This window comes from Anaerotignum faecicola (assembly GCA_024460105.1).
Lineage (GTDB): Bacteria > Bacillota > Clostridia > Lachnospirales > Anaerotignaceae > JANFXS01.
The window spans coordinates 118,796-140,023 of sequence record JANFXS010000006.1 but is presented as its reverse complement, the minus strand read 5'-3'; the positions used below and the strand labels follow the sequence as shown (position 1 = coordinate 140,023).

16 protein-coding genes, 1 tRNA gene and 1 pseudogene are annotated in these 21,228 nt (G+C 38.5%); 3 read left to right on the top strand and 15 right to left on the bottom strand.

The annotated features are described in order from the left end of the window. Positions 1-66: 66 nt before the first annotated feature. The 4 genes from NE664_10785 to NE664_10770 form a co-directional block, all read right to left on the bottom strand. Complete coding sequence (locus NE664_10785) at positions 67-2,049, bottom strand: methyl-accepting chemotaxis protein (GenBank protein MCQ4727127.1); 1,983 nt, start codon at positions 2,047-2,049, stop codon at positions 67-69. Positions 2,050-3,218: 1,169 nt separating this feature from the next. Further along, positions 3,219-4,388 carry a M20 family metallopeptidase gene (locus NE664_10780; GenBank protein MCQ4727126.1) on the bottom strand — a complete coding sequence of 390 codons (1,170 nt, stop codon included), beginning with the start codon at positions 4,386-4,388 and terminating at the stop codon, positions 3,219-3,221. Positions 4,389-4,437: 49 nt separating this feature from the next. Next, positions 4,438-5,634 carry a TerD family protein gene (locus NE664_10775; GenBank protein MCQ4727125.1) on the bottom strand — a complete coding sequence of 399 codons (1,197 nt, stop codon included), beginning with the start codon at positions 5,632-5,634 and terminating at the stop codon, positions 4,438-4,440. 469 nt (positions 5,635-6,103) lie between these two features. Beyond that, positions 6,104-6,433, bottom strand: a complete 330-nt coding sequence (locus tag NE664_10770) for a helix-turn-helix domain-containing protein (protein ID MCQ4727124.1) — start codon at positions 6,431-6,433, stop codon at positions 6,104-6,106. A gap of 341 nt (positions 6,434-6,774) precedes the next feature. On the opposite strand from NE664_10770, the gene NE664_10765 reads away from it, so the two are divergent. Then, positions 6,775-7,395: a YHYH domain-containing protein gene (locus NE664_10765; GenBank protein MCQ4727123.1), complete on the top strand. Its 621-nt coding sequence runs from the start codon at positions 6,775-6,777 to the stop codon at positions 7,393-7,395. A gap of 262 nt (positions 7,396-7,657) precedes the next feature. On the opposite strand, the gene NE664_10760 is transcribed toward NE664_10765, so the two are convergent. The 9 genes and pseudogenes from NE664_10760 to NE664_10720 form a co-directional block, all read right to left on the bottom strand. After that, positions 7,658-7,731 (bottom strand) — tRNA-Pro (locus NE664_10760). A 338-nt stretch (positions 7,732-8,069) separates the two neighbouring features. Next, positions 8,070-8,393 (bottom strand): CAP domain-containing protein, encoded by a 324-nt coding sequence (locus NE664_10755; GenBank protein MCQ4727122.1) that lies wholly within the window; start codon positions 8,391-8,393, stop codon positions 8,070-8,072. Positions 8,394-8,474: 81 nt separating this feature from the next. After that, positions 8,475-8,729 (bottom strand): annotated as a pseudogene (locus NE664_10750) (hypothetical protein). A 392-nt stretch (positions 8,730-9,121) separates the two neighbouring features. Further along, positions 9,122-10,066 carry a magnesium transporter CorA family protein gene (locus NE664_10745; GenBank protein ID MCQ4727121.1) on the bottom strand — a complete coding sequence of 315 codons (945 nt, stop codon included), beginning with the start codon at positions 10,064-10,066 and terminating at the stop codon, positions 9,122-9,124. Between the two features lie 378 nt (positions 10,067-10,444). Next, the gene (locus tag NE664_10740) at positions 10,445-12,034 is read right to left on the bottom strand and encodes a hypothetical protein (GenBank protein ID MCQ4727120.1); all 1,590 of its coding nucleotides are present in this window, start codon (positions 12,032-12,034) and stop codon (positions 10,445-10,447) included. A gap of 17 nt (positions 12,035-12,051) precedes the next feature. After that, on the bottom strand, positions 12,052-13,050 hold the full coding sequence (locus NE664_10735) for a glycosyltransferase (GenBank protein MCQ4727119.1): 999 nt from the start codon (positions 13,048-13,050) through the stop codon (positions 12,052-12,054). Positions 13,051-13,320: 270 nt separating this feature from the next. After that, positions 13,321-13,605, bottom strand: a complete 285-nt coding sequence (locus tag NE664_10730; GenBank protein ID MCQ4727118.1) for an MATE family efflux transporter — start codon at positions 13,603-13,605, stop codon at positions 13,321-13,323. Between the two features lie 355 nt (positions 13,606-13,960). Beyond that, entirely contained in the window at positions 13,961-14,983 is a 1,023-nt protein-coding gene (locus tag NE664_10725) for an asparaginase domain-containing protein (protein MCQ4727117.1), read from the bottom strand. A 124-nt stretch (positions 14,984-15,107) separates the two neighbouring features. Next, positions 15,108-15,917, bottom strand: a complete 810-nt coding sequence (locus NE664_10720; GenBank protein ID MCQ4727116.1) for a purine-nucleoside phosphorylase — start codon at positions 15,915-15,917, stop codon at positions 15,108-15,110. A 175-nt stretch (positions 15,918-16,092) separates the two neighbouring features. Here NE664_10720 and NE664_10715 point away from each other — a divergent pair, with 175 nt between their 5' ends. Then, entirely contained in the window at positions 16,093-16,671 is a 579-nt protein-coding gene (locus tag NE664_10715) for a DJ-1/PfpI family protein (protein MCQ4727115.1), read from the top strand. A gap of 307 nt (positions 16,672-16,978) precedes the next feature. Further along, the gene (locus tag NE664_10710) at positions 16,979-17,860 is read left to right on the top strand and encodes a cation diffusion facilitator family transporter (GenBank protein MCQ4727114.1); all 882 of its coding nucleotides are present in this window, start codon (positions 16,979-16,981) and stop codon (positions 17,858-17,860) included. A 139-nt stretch (positions 17,861-17,999) separates the two neighbouring features. Here the strand turns inward: NE664_10710 and NE664_10705 are convergent, their stop codons facing one another. Further along, positions 18,000-18,326, bottom strand: a complete 327-nt coding sequence (locus NE664_10705; GenBank protein ID MCQ4727113.1) for a hypothetical protein — start codon at positions 18,324-18,326, stop codon at positions 18,000-18,002. Positions 18,327-18,373: 47 nt separating this feature from the next. Further along, on the bottom strand, positions 18,374-21,220 hold the full coding sequence (gene uvrA, locus NE664_10700) for an excinuclease ABC subunit UvrA (protein ID MCQ4727112.1): 2,847 nt from the start codon (positions 21,218-21,220) through the stop codon (positions 18,374-18,376). Positions 21,221-21,228: the final 8 nt, after the last annotated feature.

The following is a 21,228-nucleotide window of genomic DNA, read 5'->3' as shown; positions in this document are numbered from 1 at the left end:
GGCAGTACAATATAATCATGCCGCTTAAATACATCATTCATTATGTTGTTGCTTAACCGTATTGTGTCAATACCTGTCCGCCGGAAGTCTGAACTGACTTACCAAATCTTTAAGTACCTGCGCTTGCGAAGAAAGTTCCTCGCTTGCGGCAGCCGATTCCTCGCTTGTTGCAGAATTTGTCTGAACAACAGAGGATATTTGATCCAGCCCAATAGTTATCTGCGAAATAGCTGTTACTTCATTTTCCACGTCATAAGCAACTTTTTCCATGTCGCCTACCGCCATACCTGCAAGTTCCGTTGTTTTATCGAGAGAATCCGTAACTTCGCTTACAATAGAATTGCCGTTTCTGACAGCTTTAATAGAATCCTCAATCAGTTCTTTTGTCGCCTTAGCCGCTTCGTCGGATTTTGCCGCCAAATTGCGCACTTCATCGGCAACCACCGCAAAACCTTTTCCGGCGCTTCCTGCCCGTGCCGCCTCGACAGCGGCATTAAGCGCTAATATATTTGTCTGGAAAGCAATTTCCTCAATCGTCGCTATTATTTTGCTTATTTTTTTAGAAGATTCCGTAATTTCAGCCATTGCCGCCGTCATTTGAGCCATCTGCTTATTGCTTGCGTCAATCTGTTTCCCGGCCATCTCTGCATGCTCCCGTGACTCATTAGAAATAACGGCAGTTTCTTTAGCACTGTTCGAAATTTCATTTGCAGTTGCGGCCAGTTCTTCCACTGAGCTTGCCTGTTCCGTGGCCCCCTGCGCAAGGGCCTGCGCCCCATCAGACACCTGAGACGCTCCTGCCGCAATCTGTTCGGCGCTTGCGTTTATTTGCAGTAATGTGTCGCTTAATCTATCCCTTATCTGCCTAAACGATTCCAAAATAGCAGTGAAATCACCAATATAAACGTCTGCTGCTTTAGAAGTTATTACAAAATTTCCGGATCCCATTTCCCCAAGCAGAAAACTTATATCCTTAATCATTATGCTGAGCGAACTAACAATAGTATTAGTGGAAGATACAAGCTCACCGACTTCATCATTACGTTTAAAATCAGGAACAGGCGTGTCTAAATCGCCTTCGGAAAGAAGCCTTAGCCTCTTTGCACATGCCTCAATAGGTTTTCCAATCCCAACGGCAATACGCAAAGCTATAAAAAACGCAACAACAGCCGCGGCTATCATTAACAAAATAGTTACAATAATACCTGCAATAGTTTCGTCGGTAAAATCAGAAACAGGCGCGTTTATTGCAATGCTCCAGCCGTTTGTGTCAGGAACAGGGGCATAAGCAGTAAATTTACTAACGCCGCCGTATCTATATTGGCTGAATCCCGACACCCCGGAAATCATCAAAGTTTCAATCTCTGCAAGCGGCTCCAAAGAAGAATCAGATTCCGCATCACGAATCGTATTTTCTTTATTTCGTACATTTTCAATATTTTGATGCGCAATCGTATTTCCATCAGAATCAAGCATATATGCAGAGCCGCCTTCACTGACCTGCAATGAGCTTACAATGTCATTTAAAAATGTTTCTTTCGGCACAAAATAAACGACGCCTGAAACACGGCCTCCCATTTCGCCGTTTTCCCAAACAGGCGCGGCTACGATTATTGTTAATTCCCCTGTTACGGAAGATACAAGGGGCTCCGATACGTATACATCCCCGTTCAATGCTGCCGTAAAATATTCTCTATCGCTGTAATTTTCTCCGTCTATCAGACTAATCCCTTTTGTGTTCAGCAAGTTATATCTTTGAAAACCATATTTATCCAATTTTTCCTGCAAAATATCTTTTTTCTCTTTTAACGATGTGTCGGAACTGGATAATCTTTCAATATTTCCGGTTTCGCCGGCAATGTTCTTATATGCTTTTAATTCATATGAAACACGGTCCGCGGCAACCTCCGCCATTTCTTTCATACTTGCCTCAAGAGCCGATTGCGTGCCCAAATAACTCAGCGCGCATGCAGAGCCGCCGACTATAGCCAAGGATATTATCACTGTTAAAATCATGGAAACAAGAATTTTTGATTTTATGCTTTTCATATGTAAATACCTCCGTTTTGCAAACCCTTTTATCCATTTTTATCAACTACTCTTTGTGTTCACAATTTTTTACTGAATTACAGCCGCAAAAATAGATTTAAAATCAAGCCTAAATTTTCAGCCGCATAAACATACAAAAAACAACAGCCCCCTTTGCCGAATTTTAATTAAATAACTTAAAAAATATATTGAATTACCCCCTTAATAAAAAATTCAACTAAAATTTCAAAATATCATACCCGTAATATAACCGGCATAATTCACTGAACAGCTGATATATTTAACAATGTGCCATTCATATTATTTTTAAAGCTTGAATATTTTTCAGCCCGTTTTGCATTAAGTTTACAAGAGCATATACGCTCCATAAGGTAAATTTTTCTGCTCTTTTGCACGGCAAATAATTGACTGAACTCTTGATTTCCACATTGGGTAACGTTACGTGCCGCGATTCTCATACGGTTCGTAAACTTTCCTATGGTCAAGCCTGAATATTTGCACTTTGAACAGCAAAAAATTCCTCCATGCGGAGTCAAAAAGTTGAGAATGTCGTCAGCAATTTAAGCACAAGGAAAAAGTATGCAAGGCGCAACCAAAGCTGCGTCAAATACTTTTGACGCAGCTGTTATGCCGATAATGCGGTTCTCAACCGTGTATGCCCTTATCATATATTGATAGCTTTTTTGCAAAACTATGATCTTTTTAATTTGTTAAAAGCAAATTATTAATTAACTTATATATTAAAATTATACTACAGTATATATGAAAAACGCAATATCTTCTATTAAACGAAATAAAATTACAAAACTATACATTTACTGATAAAAAACTTTAATAAAAATGATTTAATTTTCTTAATCCCGCTTATATTATCGCAAAATAAAACTATGTTCGTAAAAAAGCGCCGCAAAACAGCAGCGCAAAATGTTCTTTTAATTAAAATCTGCTTCAATCATTGCATTATCGTCCAGTTAAATATAAATTATTTCCGAACAAGCATGTGTTTTTTATGCGTTTCTTAAATAAGTTCATTCAGCGGTTTAAATTTTTTAACCATTAAAAACATCAATACATTAAATGGCCGAACCGGCGTTTATATCAGGAAAATTTTAGAATTCCCATATAAATAAACACAGTTCGACCGTTTCGTCGTGCAAAAACAGATTAAATTAATGATTAGCGAGCCAATTTACAGCAACATTAGCATATATCGCCGAACACATCGAAAGACATTCGTCGTTAAACTTCGCTTTTGGGTTATGCTGCCGCGGAAGATCGTCCCTGCCGTCAACCGCCGCTCCCATTCCAAAATATACTGCCGGAACAATGTCCGAAATAAAAGCAAAATCCTCAGAACCCATTATATTAAATTCAGGTACGGCGCTTATATCAGGCAGTATTTCATGTATGGAATTAAGCGCTTCATCTATAAATTCAGGACTGCATTTTACACTCGGCACATAGCTTAAAACTTCAATTTCCGCTTTTGTCCTGTAAGTTTCGGCAACTGATTTAACAACTTCGTTAATACGCTTTATTATATAATCGGCCGTATTTTTATCAAAAAATCTCATTGTTCCCTGTAATTCGGCATATTCAGGTATAATGTTGGCCGCATGGCCGGCTTCAAACTTTCCTATCGTAATAGCCACCGGATTAAGAGGCGACGACTCCCTTGATACAATTTCCTGGAGAGCGAGATGAATATGAACTCCCGTATTTATCGGATCAATACATTTTTCAGGCTCGGAACCATGTCCGCCGCGGCCCGTAAGCTTTATTTTAAATCCGTATACGCCCGCCATAGGATTACTGCCATAAATAATTCTGCCGTAAGGCACCGCCGAAAATACATGCATTGCAAACGCCGCATCTACCTTGGGATTTTCCATAACGCCGCATCCGATTGCCGCTTTTGCCCCGCTGAATGTTTCTTCTCCCGCCTGAAAAAGAAGTTTGACAACGCCTTTCAGCTCATTTTCATGCTCCTTCAGAATTTTGGCGGCGCCCAACAGAGTTGCCGCATGCATATCATGTCCGCAGGCATGCATACATCCGTTTTCGGAGGCAAACTCCAGCCCCGTTTCTTCGGCTATAGGAAGTCCGTCAATATCGCTCCTTAGCATGAAACAACGTTCCCCTTTTCCTAACAGGCATACTATACACGAACCGCCTGCAATTACTTCATATTTTATTCCCATTTCATCAAGCGCTTTTTTTATAAAATCAACCGTATTCGGCAGATTGAGGCCGATTTCAGGCATAGTATGAAGTTTTCTTCGCCAAGAAATAATTTCTTCTTTAATTTTCATAGCCTCGTTTAAAAAATCAGTTTTCAATATGACTATCCCCTTTACAATATATTTGAATCCTAATTACGCTTCCGAATTATTTTCTGCCTGCAACCCATGAAAACCCAAAGCCGTAATTTTTATCAACTTCCCTGTGGCCGGGAAAATATTTTTCTTCCTTAGTAACAGTTAAACCGTTTCCATTATCTTTGAACGACGCTATAACACAAAATCTGTCCTTTGTGTTTTTACTGGAAACGTCAACCTCTATGTCGCTTTCCCCTTCTTGTTTTATTGTTACGACGGCGTTTGTTTTTCCCCAATTAGGCACACCCTCGTATATGTATGCGAAAACAACTGCAAATTCAATCGTTTCAGGCTTGTAAAAGTACATATTTTCGCCTTTTGCGGCGTTTCCGCTCCTGTCGTCGCCGTCAAGAAAAATAAACGGCAGGAAATCCTTTGAACCGAAACTGTTTCCCAGAGCCTGTATAACGCCTTTCATGCCGTTTTTAAGCTTAAACATACACGCCAAATCAAGATCGACAGAACTTTTAACTCCGAGAAAACCTTTTGTTATGTTGTCCCAGTTAAGATTAACATGTATGGCTTTATTGCCGCCGTCTTTTTTAAGGCTTATTTTATGAGAATCCCCGCTTTTTTTAAGGCTTACTTTTCCCTTTTTCGGCTCGGCGTTTTGTTCCTGTTTTTGTTCCGCGGCGTTTATAGGAACCGTATTGATTTCTTCCGCAGAAGAGTTCCCGGCTCCTGAATCCGGCTTAACTTCTTCGCCGCCGAAATGCGAAAGCAGCGCGCTTAATCCTCCGTTAAAGCCGCTTGCCACCATAGACATACGCCATACATTATCCTTATTATAAATCTCGCATAATATAACCGCTTTTTCATGGCTGAAATCAGAACCGCTAAATTCATACGCTTCAATATCCGCCCCGTTTTGCTTAAGTTTCATTGTTCCAATCGAAATACCGCTCATATCCGCACTTCCGTCGGCAGTTATTGAGAAAACGAGTTTGTTAATTGACGAAGGGAGTTTATTCCTGTCCACAAAAAAAGTTGTTTTTTCACTTGACGCCTGCATTGTTATAGCATTTTCCGGCGATGACGGCTGATTATAAAATACAAAATACCTGTCGTCGGAAAGTTTACCGTCCGAATCAACGCCGAAACATGTTATATCCGTTTCGGCGTTGACAATTTTCGCCGTAATTTCAAGGCTGAACGCCCCGTCGGAAATATAATCGCCTAATTTGATTTTTTGCCCTTTTTTAAGCACAAACATCCTTCCTTTCTCAAATATATTGTACTGTCTGTCAACTTTTTACATAATTATATCTTTTTACAGGCGCTATTTCAACTTATATTCGTATTAACATTTAATTTATAAAGTTAAGTTTTATGAAATCAGTTACTTATTTTTGCATTAAGAACAATAAATTTGTCAAATTTAAGTTTAGTTATACAAAAAATAAATTTGCTTCACTAATATTTTGCATCTGTATTTCTGAATTAAAGAAAATAATGTCTACGACGCATAGGGATATACGTTTTCGCAGTTAGAATCCTAAATAAGGGACTATCCAAGCAAAAATTATATAAATAATCAAAATTGTGCCTTAAAAAAATATCAAATAAAACAGGCCGGGCAAAATTTCTTAAATATAAATCAGGCCTGCAAATTTTTTTACAGGCTTATAAAATAAACCGCAAAACTAAAAGCCCATGAGTTCTCCACTCAAGGGCTTTTAGTTTTCTTTCAGTGACATAATTACGCTGTCTAAAATGTCCAGCGCCTGCTTCCTTTTGGAAACATCAAGTGCGTTAAGTTTCCTTATAATATCATTGCTTTTGGCTTCATAACCAACCGTTAGGCTGTCTTGAAGCATATCGTCGGCGGATGCGTTCAATGTGTTGAGGATTTTTATGAATGTTTCCAGTTTAGGCACTTTGTCGCCGCGTTCTATATTCGATAAATATTTCGTACTTATGCCTATCATTTCAGAGCATTTCTCGATATTCCATCCGCATCTTGCCCTATGTGCCCTTAGTTTCTTCCCTAAACTTTTGCTGTCCAAAGATATAACCACCTATCTCAAGATAGTTTCTAAAGATAGAATACCAACTATATAAAATTGTTTAAATGCTCTAATCGGGGAAAAATCCCCAATTAATAGGTTTATTCACAAAAACCATGTGTTAATATAAAAACTATACAAATCAACATATTAGTGGCTGACTTAAATCCTTCGTCTTAATACAGCGCAATTTATTAATACTTTTTTATATTCCAATGCAAATTTACGGCCATTATATATCACAAATTATGTTTTTATTAAATTTATAACACATATTGATATATTTCTCTATCTGTGATATTATATCATAAATCATGTTGTATTTATAGGGAGGGTCTGTTATGAAAAAATTGTTGAAATTATCGTTCACGGCAATAGCATTTACTCTTATTATTTCAATGTCAGCGTTTGCACACAGCGGAAGGACCGATGCAAACGGCGGCCACAGAGATAATAAAAATGTAAGCGGCCTCGGCTACTACCACTATCATCACGGTTATTCGGCACACCTGCACCCAAACGGAATATGCCCGTATGCGTCGCCTGCTTCACAGCCAACAGAGCCGTCTGTTACTAAAAACGTCGAAAAAACATCTTTAAGCGATATAAAAGCATATTTAAACGGAAATTTTATACCTTCATTTAATTATAACGGCGCTACATATATTGTTGCGGAAAGTCTTGACAAATACGGTTTTGATATTGACTGGGACGAAAATTCAAGGGAGCTGAGCATAAAACGCAATATTGAAAAAAGCATTGAACCGTCGTTGTCGGAAAATCCAACCGAAACATACGAAATTCAAAATACAGATATAACCGCTTATTTATATGACGAAGCAACAGGAGAATTTGCAGAAATACTGTCATATAACATAGGCGGCCAAACGATAATACAGCTTTCCTCAATAGGCAATACATCTTGGGACAGTTCTGCAAGAACAATATCGGTGTCGATTTAAACTGAAAATCTCTGTCAAAGCCTTAAACCGAATCTGTTTAATCCGCAGCAATAATACTTCAGATTTTTATTTAAAAAAAGCCAATATCCTTTTGAACGGATATTGGCTTTTTAAGTCTGTTCTTTTTCGCATAACAAGTTTTATACTTAAAATTCCCGCAACTTAAAATATGAAATTTGTACTGTTTAATTTTATTTGAAAATACTTTAAATATACAAAAAGGCTGCAAACCGTTAACAGCATGCAGCCTTTCTTTATACAATCGGGGTGACAAGATTTGAACTTGCGACCTCATGAACCCCATTCATGCGCGCTACCAAGCTACGCCACACCCCGATACTTCAAACATTTTACAATAATAATTCGGATTTGTCAATAAAAATAAACCGCTGCACGCATTATTAATCAGATTTTTTATCTAATACAATATCTTTTTAATATTGTTCCACATCCGTTAGGTTTATACAAAACGATAAAATTCAATCCCGTTTTTCATTTCCGAATATAATTTATACGGCATTGGTTTACCTCTATAAATTAAAGAACAGCCCGAAATTAAATTCGGGCTTTTATAATATGGTGAAACAACATGACTATATTCAATTTGTCTGAACTAAGCATACCGCTTATTTTTCTTTTAATTTTGCAGGCTTCAATATTCTAACTTCTTATGATTAATATGTAAACAGCTGAACCCAAGCCCTGTTGCTGTAGGCAACGCCTATATTTTTAAAGTTTGCGTTCATTATATTTTTTCTGTGGCCTTCGGAATTCATCCATGCCGTAACAACTTCTTCAGGCGTCCTCTGTCCGCTTGCAATATTTTCGCCCGCGCCCCTGTATGATACGCCTGCCTGGTCAAGAGCCGTGAAACATGACGTCCCGTTTGGACGGGTATGTGAAAATGTCGTTTTTATTTCTTCCGCTCTTACAGCAGCGGCGGCAGAAATTTTGCTGTCCATTGTAAGCGGGCTTAATCCTTCTTTTGCCCTTTCAATATTTACAAGCTCAACAACCCTCTGGGCATAGCTTGAAGATGAAGTGTCCTGATTATTGCCTGAGCCCGGTTTCTGCGTATTTCCATTGTTGTCTGTATCCGGTTTCTGCGTATTTCCATTGTTGTCTGTATCCGGTTTCTGCGTATTTCCATTGTTGTCTGTATCCGGTTTCTGCGTATTTCCGCCGTTGTCTGTATCCGGTTTCTGCGTATTTCCGTTATTGTCTGTTCCCGGTTTCTGCGTATTTCCGTTATTGTCCGTATCCGGTTTCTGCGTATTTCCGTTATTGTCCGTATCCGGTCTCTGCGTATTTCCGCCGTTGCCTGAGCCCGGCTTCTGCGTACCGCTTGTTATACATTTTTTAATAAGATATTCAAGCAAATCCGCTTTATTTTCAAAATTGCATAAACCTTTTTCCGTAACAGCCGTTAAATAATTTAATTTTGTATTATTAAATACATTTGTTTTAACCGGAGCTGCAAATGTGGGTACTGTTAAAGATAATGTTGTAACTGCCGTTATTAATGCCATGTTAAGTTTTTTCATTTTAATTGTCCTCCTCTTATCAGCCGCTTTTCCATGGAATGCATATATTAAATATTTGTGATTTATTTGTTACATCTTTATTACACAATCATAATAACATATGAATTTCCAATGTTAAAGCTGTAAATAATGGAAAACTGTTGCAGAACTGGCTGAAATGCTGTAAAACAGGGTATTTCAGCCTATAACATTTTTCTTTTTTTCAGTATCATCAAAACGGTAAAACAAATAAGCAGAGTTATAAAACATATAATATAAAAGCCGTAAGGCGTTTGTGAAAGAGGCATCCAGTTCTCGCTTACGTTCATGCCGTATATCCCCGATATTATAGTCGGAATAGCCATAACAAGGGTTATGGAAGTTAAAAATTTCATTGCGTTATTAAGCCTGTTGTTAATAATGGTTGAAACTAAATCCCTTGTGCCGTGGATAATATCTTTATATATATTCGTCATCTCCATAGCCTGCCTGTTTTCCACAATAACATCGTCAAGGAGTTCCCTGTCTTCGGGATACTGCTTTATTCTTTCATACCTTGTAAGTCTGTCAAGAACAATCCTGTTTGCGCTTAAAGACGTTGCAAAATATACAAGGTTAGTTTCAAGTTCATGCAGGTTGATAAGATCCTCGTCTTCCGTAGTCGTACTGCCTATCCTTTTTTCTATCTCGCTCCTTTTTTTATCTATAACCCTGAGGTACGCCTGATACAGGTTAGTTGTCCTCAGCAGTATCTGATATACAAACCGAAGTTTCTTTTTAGTGCTGAACCCTTTAACGGAAAATTTATAAAACCCGTTTAGTATGTCCGTATTATGAGCGCATACTGTTATAATTGCGTTATTAACAAGCAGTATACCCAATGGTATTGTCGTATATGCCGACTGTTCATTTCTGACTTCAACCGAGGGTATATCCACTATTATAACCGTGTAGCCGTCCTCAAGCTGCACCCTGGAGCTTTCCTCATCGTCCAAAGCCGCCTTTAAATCGCTTATATTTACGTTATAGTATCCCGATACTTCCAAAAGTTCCTCCATATTAGGAGCAGTAAGGCTGACCCAAACATCTGTTTCAAAATTTTCAAGTTCATATATTATACCGTTATCTGTTTTGAACACTCTTTTCATAAACTCACCACTTATATTCCTTGCCTCAAGGCAAAAACAGTAACCCTTTCAATATTTTATCCGCCAAAAATATCAATACATGCAAAACAGATTAATCATTTTATTAGCTGTGTTTACAATGTGTTTCAAAATCTTACCGCCAAAATTTTCAGACCGTATCCGCCCCAAACATAAATAACGCCAATAAGCCAATACGGTCATATAGAAAATAAAACTGTAATTTCGGCAAAACTATTACAGCCATATTGCGTTTCAGTAAATTATCCAACAAAATCAGCGCAATACCCCATCTAGCACTGTATCGCAATTACAACTGTTTTAAATATAAAATCCTAATTGATTTTCGATTATCTTCTAAAACCAAAGTATTCACTGAAATTATATTTTATATTTACAGTAAATTTTTTCGGCCGCTTTAATCCCGTCAATTGCAGACGATACAATCCCGCCGGCGTACCCTGCCCCTTCACCGACAGGATAAAGGCCTTTAGCCCAAAGGCTTTCAAAAGTTTCATTTTCGCGTTCAATCCTTACAGGAGAAGAACTCCTGCTTTCAACGGCAGTAACAAGAGCGCCGACGTCGTCAAATCCTTTAAGCTTTTTTGCCATGCCTGCAATTCCTTCTTTTAATGCCGAACACATAAACTTTGGTAAAACATCATTTAGATTGCACATGGTAATCCCCGGCCTATATGTATGCCGGACAAAACTATCGTTTTCTTCATACTTATTCCCTAAAAACTCTCCAAGCCTTTGTGCCGGAGCGTTATATCTGCCTCCGCCGGCTATGAAAGCTTTTTTTTCTATTTCCCTTTGGAGATACATGCCTGCAAGCGGATGTCCGCTTCCGAAATCCTCCGGGCCTATCTGCACAAGAACCGCACTGTTGGCATTTTCTCCGCCCCTGTTGTAATTGCTCATGCCGTTAACACATACCATTCCTTCCTCGCTTGCAGCCGCAACTACATATCCGCCCGGGCACATACAAAAAGTATATACCCCACGGCCGTCTGAAGAACGGCTTGTAAGCTTGTATTCAGCCGGGCCAAGATTGCCAGTTCCCGCAAAATTTCCAAACTGCGCCTTATCTATACTGTTTTGGCTGTGTTCAATCCTTACTCCCATCGCAAAAGGTTTTTGAGACAAAACGGCGTTATTTCTATAAAGCATCTCAAATGTATCCCTTGCGCTGTGGCCTATGGCCAATATAAGATCGCGGCAATATATTCTTTCAGAATTATTAACTTCCACATACATTACTTTCCCGTTTTCAACCGCTATATCTGTCGCCTTTGAAAAAAAACGCACCTCGCCGCCGCAAGCTATGATTTTTTCACGCATATTTTTAACAACATTCCTAAGCAAATCGGTTCCTATGTGCGGATTATGCGCGTATAAAATTTCCGGCGGAGCCCCGTTTTCAACAAACGCCTTAAACACTCTTCCCGCCCTTTTGTCTTTTCCTCTTGAAGTCAGTTTACCGTCGGAAAACGTTCCGGCTCCTCCCTCTCCGAACTGTACGTTTGATTCGGTCGAGAGTATTCCTTCATTCCAAAATTTTTCAACGTCTTTTACCCTTTGATCGACGTCGGCGCCCCTTTCCAGCACAATCGGCTTAAATCCCATCTCTGCAAGCGTCATTGCCGCAAATATCCCGGCCGGTCCGAAACCGACCACAACCGGCCTTGTTTCGCATTTTATATTGCCGTACCGCTCGGTATTTTCTTCTTCAAATTTTAAAACATCTTTATTTTTAATATTTTTAAGTATTTTATTTTCATTAAGCATGTCAAAACATGCAGTATAAATAAAAAATATATTCCCTTTGTTTCTTGCATCAAGAGATTCTTTTAGTATAAACCATTTTTTTACATTTTTTTTATCTATGCGGAGCTTCCTGCATGCCTTATCCAGAATTTCCGTTTTATCGTCGTCTGGACTCAGTCTAATATTACGGACTTCTATCATAACAAAATACTCTCTTTCTAAAAATTATATATAAAGTTCTTCTTTAAATACATTAGTATAAATATATATGTAAACAGGAAAAGCCTGTTGTCCATAAAAAACTTAATCCATTTTTCTTCCCTGTTAAACGGGGCATACTTTTTAATTCCGCTTTCAACCGAACTGTTTTCAAACACTTTGCGGATCAGCCTCTTTTTTTCCCTTAATGACAACCCTTTGTCCGAACATATGTCGTATAATACCGCCTCAACAGCCGAATACACCCTAAATGAGTATTCCAATTCGCTGTTTAGTTCAATACCTTCCTTCTCAAATAATTTAAGCCTGTACTCCGCAAGTTCATAAAACGGCGTAATATCGGTGTCAATACTTTCGGGAGGATAAACATACAAATCATATATACATGCGCGGCTCTGGGAAACAGATTTGCAAACCGCCAAATAATTGTATATAAATTCCTCATGCCCGTTTGAATCATACTCCGGAAATTTAATATAATTTTTTTCCAAAATTTCTTTTTTAAAAAGTTTTCCGCATATCATGTTAATATTCTTGTAATTATCAGAGTAAATATTTTTATAATATTCGAAAAAACCGGCTGTATTTCCATAATATTCTTCAGGCAAAAAAATCAGTTCTTTTTTTCTGACAGTATCTATAATTTTAGCGCCAAAAACAATAATATCGGCTCTTGTTTCTTTCTGCTTCAAATATAAAGACTTAATGTAATCGTTATAATAAAATCCCTCGCATAATGCAAATATAACAAACACTCCTGCGGCTTCCTTTATTCCCTTGTTTAAAGCCGAATATATGTTCCTTTCGGTACAGTCTATAATTTTTACATTATTATATTTTTTCTCAAACTGTGCGCAAATTAGCCTGCTGTCGTCTACGCTGCCATAATCGACAATTATAAGTTCAAAACTGTCAAAATCCTGATTTACAGCAGATTTGACAGCTCTAAAAATATACTTTTGGCTGTTGCAAACAGGCATTATTATACTCACTTCCACAATATTTCCTCCAACTGCATTTTTATACAATCCGTTTTTTTCGGCATCCGCTTATGCAGAATATAACCGAAAGTACAGCCGCAAACTGTTCAGCCTATATCGGCCGCGACAGCCATATTCCCGCAACGCCTAAATCCACAGATAAAACATAAGCAAGCGCAACCCTTAAAAGCAGATCGGAAAACGTCGATGCCATAAACCGGAGCGTCGCTCCCTCACCAATCAGCACACTGTTACCATAAGTTTAACCGATATAATAAAATAAAACGGCTAAACGCTCTGCAAAAATTCAATTCCTGTTTTTAATACAACATTACTATTATAGCTCGTAAAAATATAAATCATATTTTCAGCGAAAAATAAAAACGCTGTAAAAAACGTAACTTCTGCAATTAAAGCTAATACAACGCCTGCGCCGTAGCCTTTCTTTACCCTTTCCATTTTTCCGTCGCCTATATTATTGGCCGAAAACGGTAAAATGCCATTGGCAAAGGCAAAAAAAGTAATAGTGAATGCGTTAAGACCGACAGCAGCAGAATATCCTGCGAAACCCATGAGCCAAACCATTTTAAATATGTTGCCAATCGAAACAAAACTCTGCCGCAATGTGCATGGCACGGCTATATAAGTATGCGCCCCGGCATTTTTAGTGAAAAAATTTTATGTTTACCGTTAATTTTAACTTTTTTTGTTGCAGCATATAATTTCAAAAAACGCCGGCGTATCGGCTATGTCCCTCGCAATAAAAGCATCCCGGTCAATACCTATATTAAATTCAGCCGCAAATATATAAGACCAACGCAATATTGATGTCAAAATACCCAATAAGATAAAATAAAGGCGTTATAGAATCGCCCCAAAGAATTAAAACCATTATGCCGGTTCCTTCGGTTAACTCTTTCATCTGCCGTCACCATTTGTATGCAAACTCATCATTGATTTCTTTCTTCAAAAATTTAACAATCTCTTCCCCTTCGTAAAATGAAGATGCAATAACTGCCTTTGAATATGCCGTTTCTCTCGAAACATCACACAATACGTCGGCTCCGGCTTCCAACAAAGCTTTTGTTGAACTGTATATTTCCCCGCCGTTTAAAAGTTTGCTGTTAAACGGCGTAATTACAAACGGTATTCCTTTTTGCCTGCATTTCTCAGCCAAATAAATGGCAGAATTTATATTATTCCCACATTTTACGGCGGCTGTAGACGAATGATATAAGTAGTGCAAAACGCACTTTTTGCCTTCAAGTGAAAAAGACGAATAATCAATTCCGGGATATGGCTCTATAACTAAAACAGTGTTTTCGGCAAGAAGTCCCTTATAAATAATCATTTCATTTTCAAAACATTTATTTTTAATATCATGCCAATTATCTGCCGGAATCATATTTCTGCTGAAAAAATCTTCACAGCAGTTTCTGCACTGCAAAAGTTCGGCCCCTTTGTGGATATATACAATACCGTCGCTGTTTCTGTAAACAGCGTATACATTTGGGGAAATACCTTTCATAATAAGCTCCACAGCGCATTTAAAATTCTCATTTCCATTTGCTCTGCAATCATAAAGGGGATATTGGCTGGAAACAAGTATCAAAGGTATAATCCCTTTGCCCGCGAGCATAATTGAAAGCATTGAGGCAGTATAAGCAAGCGTATCCGTTCCATGCGCGGCAATTATTCCCTTATATTCGCTGAAATCAACATCTGAAAGCAATTTAAGAATACCATTCCACGAGTTTATATCCATATTTTCACTTAAAATGTCAAAAGGTGAAATAATATCAAATTCAAATTCTGAGCAATCGTAACCTGTATTTTTTAAATTTTCAATTAATAATGGAAACGCCCTTTTACAGTCGCTTTTTTTAACGCCGCCAATATCGGCAAAAGAGCATATTGTACCTCCCGTTAAAACAAGCAGTATTTTTTCCATATTTACACCCCAATAAATATTATAAATTAAGCGCTCTTTATAGTAAACAAAATAATTCCAAAAAAACTAAAAAACGGCATAGTATAAAAAACTGATTTTACTTTTACTATACCGTTATCCGTACTTAGATCATGCAGCTAACAATTCTTTCCAAAAGCAAAATAAATTTTTCTTTTGCAGTATTTGAAGTTTCAATCACTTCTTCATGATTCAGTGATTTTTGGGCAATGCCGGCCGCCATATTTGTTATGCATGAAATTCCCAACGTTTTTATTCCGCAGTGGTTTGCAACAATTACTTCGGCAGCAGTACTCATTCCGACAGCATCGCCGCCTAAAGCCCTTACCATTCTGATTTCCGCCGGAGTTTCATAACTTGGGCCTGTCATTGCAAAATATACCCCTTCTTTAATATTAACGCCTATCTCTGAAGCGCATTTTTTTGCCAGTTCAATCATATGTTTGTTATAGCCTTCGCTCATATCCGGAAACCTTACGCCAAACGTGTCCAAATTTTTACCAATAAGCGGATTTGTACCCATAAAATTTATATGATCCGTTATAAGCATCAGATCCCCCGGCTTAAAATCTAAATTAACGCCTCCAGCAGCATTAGTTACAATTAGTTTATCAACTCCAAGCAAGGACATAACCCTAACGGGAGCAGTTACTTCTTCCATATTGTATCCCTCATAAAAATGAAAGCGCCCCTGCATACATATTAAATCTTTCGTAATTACAAACCGTCCTTTATGCCCTTCTACAGTCGATATTGGAAAATCAGGGATGTCTTTATAATCACAGTATTCAGCCCCTTCAAGTCTGTCTCCGAAATCTCCGAGACCAGACCCCAGTATAATCCCTAACTTTGGCCTGAACTTTGTTTTGCTTTTAATATATTCGGCAGCAGTATTCAATTTATTTGCTGTATCCATATAAAATCACTTCCTAAAAATTTATTATAATTAATTTTAACATATTTTTATTTTTATATAAATATATTTACCAAATTTCAACTTCAAATTTACTTATAATTCATTTACTTATGACATTTATGTGGTATAATTAAACATATATCATATAAATTAATAATATAAGGGGGAATTTACTATGGCAAAAAAAATCTTATTACTTTGCGGAGACTTCACTGAGGATTATGAAACAATGGTTCCTTTCCAGTGCCTTTCAATGCTTGGTTATCAAGTTGACGCTGTATGCCCTGACAAAAAAGCAGGAGACACAGTGGCAACAGCCGTACACGACTTCTTGGGAGAACAGACTTATACCGAGTTTAAAGGCCATAACTTTGCTTTAACCGCTGATTTTGACAACGTTAAAACCGAAGATTATGTCGGCCTGTTTATTACCGGAGGACGTGCCCCCGAATACATAAGGCTGTATCCTCGTGTTATCGAAATCGTAAAAGAATTCTTTGCATCAAACAAGCCTGTTGCGGCTATATGCCATGGAATACTTGTCTTGACTGCCGCAGGCGTTCTTAAAGGTTATAAAGCGACATGCTACCCTGCATGCAGCCCCGACATAGGCCTTGCCGGAGGCGAATACATCGAAGTTCCTGCAACAGACGCCGTTGTTGACAAAAATCTTGTCACATCCCCTGCATGGCCCGGAAATACAGCTATATGCGCCGAATTTGCAAAACTTCTCGGTGCAAAAATAGAGATTTAATAATTCCGATACCATTTCTTATGATATATCAAAACCAGTATTAACCAATTAAGATGCCGCCGCATATAATGTTATAAAATTTAATTAATTTGCAAACGCCGGCCTTAGGCCGGGTTGCGCGGGCGACACCAGACGTCAAAACTGCGGGACAACCGTTTTAATGTTCCGCAGTTTTTTATCCCGTAAATACATTTGGAGGATATGCGGGGCGCTTATATTGGAGGTATTGTAAATGTGTATTAAAGAATTGGCATTACATACTGATGAATATTTAAAAGGACAACGCATTTGTGCATCGGGTAAAAATATACATGAAACAAAACAGGTTGCAATACGCGTATCAGTCATCAGCATCATTGTAAATATACTTCTTTCACTGTTTAAACTTGCCGCCGGAATTATATCTCATTCCGCCGCAATGATATCCGACGCTGTTCATTCGGCTTCAGATGTTTTCAGTACATTTATTGTTATAATCGGCATATACGTTTCGGGAAAAAAATCGGACAAAGAACATCAATATGGCCATGAAAGGCTTGAATGTGTGGCGTCTGTAATACTTTCCGTAATACTATTTGTTACCGGAATAGGCATAGGGCTGAGCGGCGCTGAAAAAATTATTTCCGGAGCAAACGGAAAAATACAGCTTGCAATACCTGGCGCTCTTGCCCTTTCGGCAGCAGTCTTATCCGTAGTTATTAAAGAATGGATGTATTGGTACACAATAGGGGCAGCCAAAAAAATTAATTCCGTTTCTTTAATGGCCGACGCATGGCATCATCGTTCGGACTCCCTTTCTTCTATAGGGGCATTCATAGGCATACTAGGCTCGCGTCTGGGATATCCGATATTGGATCCGACAGCAAGCATAATTATATGTCTTTTTATTGCTAAAGCGTCATACGATATATTTATTGATGCAGTAAATAAAATGATTGATAAGGCATGCGACGATAAAACCATTGAAAAAATGCGCCGTATAATAGAAAATCAAAACGGCGTTATACAAATTGATGAAATGCGGACCCGTCTTTTCGGAGCAAAAATGTATGTTGATATAGAAATACAGGCCGACGGGAATCTCACACTTAAAGAGGCGCATGAGATTGCCGAAGCAGTACATGACGCTATTGAAAGTGAGTTTATCAATGTAAAACATTGTATGGTTCACGTCAATCCAGCTGTATAATACTGTAATATTATTTATAGCGCGAATACAGTCTTATAAATTTATAACTGTATTTTTTACAAATCGTTTGAAATATAAAAAGTCCTCCGTAATTTACGAAGGACTTTTACAGTTTTCTCATAAAGACAATAAGATAAACTTATCGCACCTCATTGGAATTTTTAAAAACAAAGCCAATTTTAACGCAATCAATGCCAATAACCATCGTATATTCATCCGTTTTATAAATCAATGGATTTCCGCCTTTTCTTACAATGTTTCGGACAACCGCGGAATTTAATTTTCCTCTTTCCCTTTCCCAATAATTAAGGAAATAAAAATCGCCTTCACTTTTTATGCTCCACTTTAAATCCTGCATAAATTTAATAAAATAATCTTCTTCACATTTAAAATATTTAAAAAGGCCAATTTTTTTGGCTTCATAATCTTCAACAGGGTTTTTGCTAACCACGGCTTCCTTTTCCATAAACGATTTCCTCCCAAATGATTGTTAACAATATGGTACAATCTTTATCATTGGTTTGTCAACCTGTTTATGTGTTTTTTAAGATAAATTCCTGTATAAGATTTGTCATTTTTCATAACTTCTTCGGGAATTCCGGCAGCTACAACAGTTCCGCCGCCGTCGCCGCCTTCGGGCCCAAGATCTATAATGTAATCCGCCGTTTTTATAACGTCGAGATTATGTTCGATTACAATAACCGTATTCCCGCCTTCGGCAAGCCTTTGAAGTATTTCTATAAGTTTATGAACATCCGCCGTGTGTAGTCCCGTAGTCGGTTCGTCAAGTATATACATAGTACGCCCAGTGCTCCTTCTGCTTAACTCTGTAGCCAGCTTAACCCTTTGGGCTTCACCGCCTGAAAGAGTTGTAGAGGACTGCCCGAGACGTACATATCCGAGCCCGACATCATTTAAAGTTTCCAGTTTGTTTTTTAACTTCGGAAGGTTTTCAAAAAACGCAAGCGCTTCTTCAACCGTCATGTCGAGAACGTCGGAAATTGTTTTGCCTTTGTACTTAACTTCAAGAGTTTCCCTATTATACCGCTTTCCGTGGCATACTTCACACGGTACAAATATATCGGGCAGAAAATGCATTTCAATTTTAATTATGCCGTCGCCACTGCATGCTTCGCATCTTCCTCCCTTTACATTAAAACTGAAACGCCCCTTTTTATACCCGCGCATTTTCGCTTCGGTAGTTTGCGCAAATACATCGCGTATTAAATCAAACAATCCTGTGTATGTCGCCGGATTACTTCTCGGAGTTCGTCCAATCGGCGATTGATCAATATCTATAACCTTATCAAGTTTATCAATTCCTATAAATTCGCGAAACTCCGCCGGTTTACATTTAGCCCTGTTCAATTCCCGGGCTAAATTTTTATAAAGTATTTCGTTAACAAGCGACGACTTTCCGGAACCGCTTACACCCGTTACGCATGTAAAAATCCCAAGGGGTATATCAACGTCAATATTTCTGAGGTTGTTTGCCGCCGCGCCTCTGATTTTAAGCACATTGTCACTGTTAAACGGCCTTCTTTCCTTAGGAACGGGAATAATTTTTTTTCCGCTTAAATACTGCCCGGTTACAGAGTCCTCACATTTCATAATATCGTCTACAGTTCCCGAAAATATAACACGGCCGCCTTTTTCTCCGGCCTGAGGCCCTATGTCAACAATATAATCGCTTTCAAGCATAGTGTCCTCATCATGTTCAACTACAATAAGCGAGTTGCCTATATCCCTCAGATTTTTGAGCGTGCCTATTAATTTGTCATTATCCCTTTGATGAAGCCCTATGCTCGGTTCGTCAAGTATATATACGACTCCCACAAGCCCTGAGCCGATTTGAGTGGCAAGCCTTATACGTTGGGCTTCTCCGCCAGACAAAGTCCCGGCCGAGCGCGAAAGCGTAAGATACTCTAACCCAACGTCGGCCAAAAAACCTACCCTTGCATTTATTTCCTTGAGTATCGGTTCAGATACCATTCTATCCCTTTCGCCTAAATTAAGAGAACTGAAAAAATTCTGAAGTTCCTTTACGGAAAGCCGCGTAACCTGTGATATATTCCTCTCTTTAACAGTTACGGCAAGTATTTCGGGTTTAAGCCTGTCCCCATGGCAAATTGGACATTCTATATTTGTCATAAAATCTTCATATTCCTGCCACATAACTTCCGACGTTTCGTTATACCTTCTTTGCAGATTATTAATAATGCCTTCAAAGTTATAGTCATAACTGCCGCCGCCATATGCATTTTTATAGTTAATTTTAATTTTTTCACCCTTTGTGCCATAAAATATTATATCTTTTGCTTCTTCCGGGAGTTTCTCAAAAGGCATGTCCATATCAAACCCATACTTCTGAGAGAGAGCCTCGAAAAGTACGGCGCTCATGCTGTCGGAAGAAGAAATAGAGTTGTATCCCGGCGCACATATCGCCCCTTGCCGAATACTCAACTTTTTATTAGGCACAATCAAATCCGGATCAAATTTCATCTGTACGCCAAGTCCTGTGCAGTGAGGGCAAGCCCCACTGGGGTTATTAAAAGAAAAACTTCTCGGTTCAATTTCTCCGATATTTATGCCGCAGTCCGGGCAGGCAAAATTTTGGCTGAAAAGCAAATCTTCATCATTGTCGGTGCAGTTAACTATCAGCAGCCCGCCAGACAAAGCCATAACGGTTTCTATCGATTCCGTAAGCCTTTTTTGTATGCCTTCTTTTATAACAAGCCTGTCTACAACAATTTCGATATTATGTTTATTGTTCTTTTCAAGTTTTACTTCCTCGCTTAATTCATATAAAATTCCGTCTATCCTTGCGCGTACATAACCGCTTTTTTTTGCATCTTCCAAAAGCTTAGCATGTTCGCCTTTCCGTCCCCTTACAACTGGCGCAAGAAGCTGAATTTTTGTTCTTTCTTCAAGTGAAAGTATTTTATCGACAATTTGATCGATTGTCTGCTTCCTTATTTCTTTGCCGCATTTTGGGCAATGCGGAACTCCTACCCTTGCAAAGAGAAGGCGGAGATAATCATATATTTCAGTGACAGTACCTACTGTTGAGCGCGGGTTATGGCTTGTTGTTTTCTGATCTATTGATATTGCCGGCGAAAGACCGTCTATCGATTCCACATCCGGTTTTTCCATCTGTCCCAAAAACTGTCTTGCATAAGACGATAGGCTCTCCACATAACGCCTTTGTCCCTCGGCATATATCGTATCAAAAGCAAGAGATGATTTTCCCGAACCGCTTACGCCTGTAAACACAACAAGTTTGTCCCTCGGTATTTCAAGATTAATATTTTTTAAATTATGCGCTTTTGCCCCTCTTATTGTAATTTTATCTTTGCTCATACGTTTCC

Bases quoted from the DNA above. Each gene is read 5' to 3' on its own strand.
- NE664_10785 (MCQ4727127.1), bottom strand. From the start codon at position 2,049: ATGAAAAGCATAAAATCAAAAATTCTTGTTTCCATGATTTTAACAGTG.
- NE664_10765 (MCQ4727123.1), top strand. From the start codon at position 6,775: ATGAAAAAATTGTTGAAATTATCGTTCACGGCAATAGCATTTACTCTT.
- NE664_10745 (MCQ4727121.1), bottom strand. From the start codon at position 10,066: ATGAAAAGAGTGTTCAAAACAGATAACGGTATAATATATGAACTTGAA.
- NE664_10740 (MCQ4727120.1), bottom strand. From the start codon at position 12,034: ATGATAGAAGTCCGTAATATTAGACTGAGTCCAGACGACGATAAAACG.
- NE664_10730 (MCQ4727118.1), bottom strand. From the start codon at position 13,605: ATGGGTTTCGCAGGATATTCTGCTGCTGTCGGTCTTAACGCATTCACT.
- NE664_10725 (MCQ4727117.1), bottom strand. From the start codon at position 14,983: ATGGAAAAAATACTGCTTGTTTTAACGGGAGGTACAATATGCTCTTTT.
- NE664_10720 (MCQ4727116.1), bottom strand. From the start codon at position 15,917: ATGGATACAGCAAATAAATTGAATACTGCTGCCGAATATATTAAAAGC.
- NE664_10715 (MCQ4727115.1), top strand. From the start codon at position 16,093: ATGGCAAAAAAAATCTTATTACTTTGCGGAGACTTCACTGAGGATTAT.
- NE664_10705 (MCQ4727113.1), bottom strand. From the start codon at position 18,326: ATGGAAAAGGAAGCCGTGGTTAGCAAAAACCCTGTTGAAGATTATGAA.
- uvrA (MCQ4727112.1), bottom strand. From the start codon at position 21,220: ATGAGCAAAGATAAAATTACAATAAGAGGGGCAAAAGCGCATAATTTA.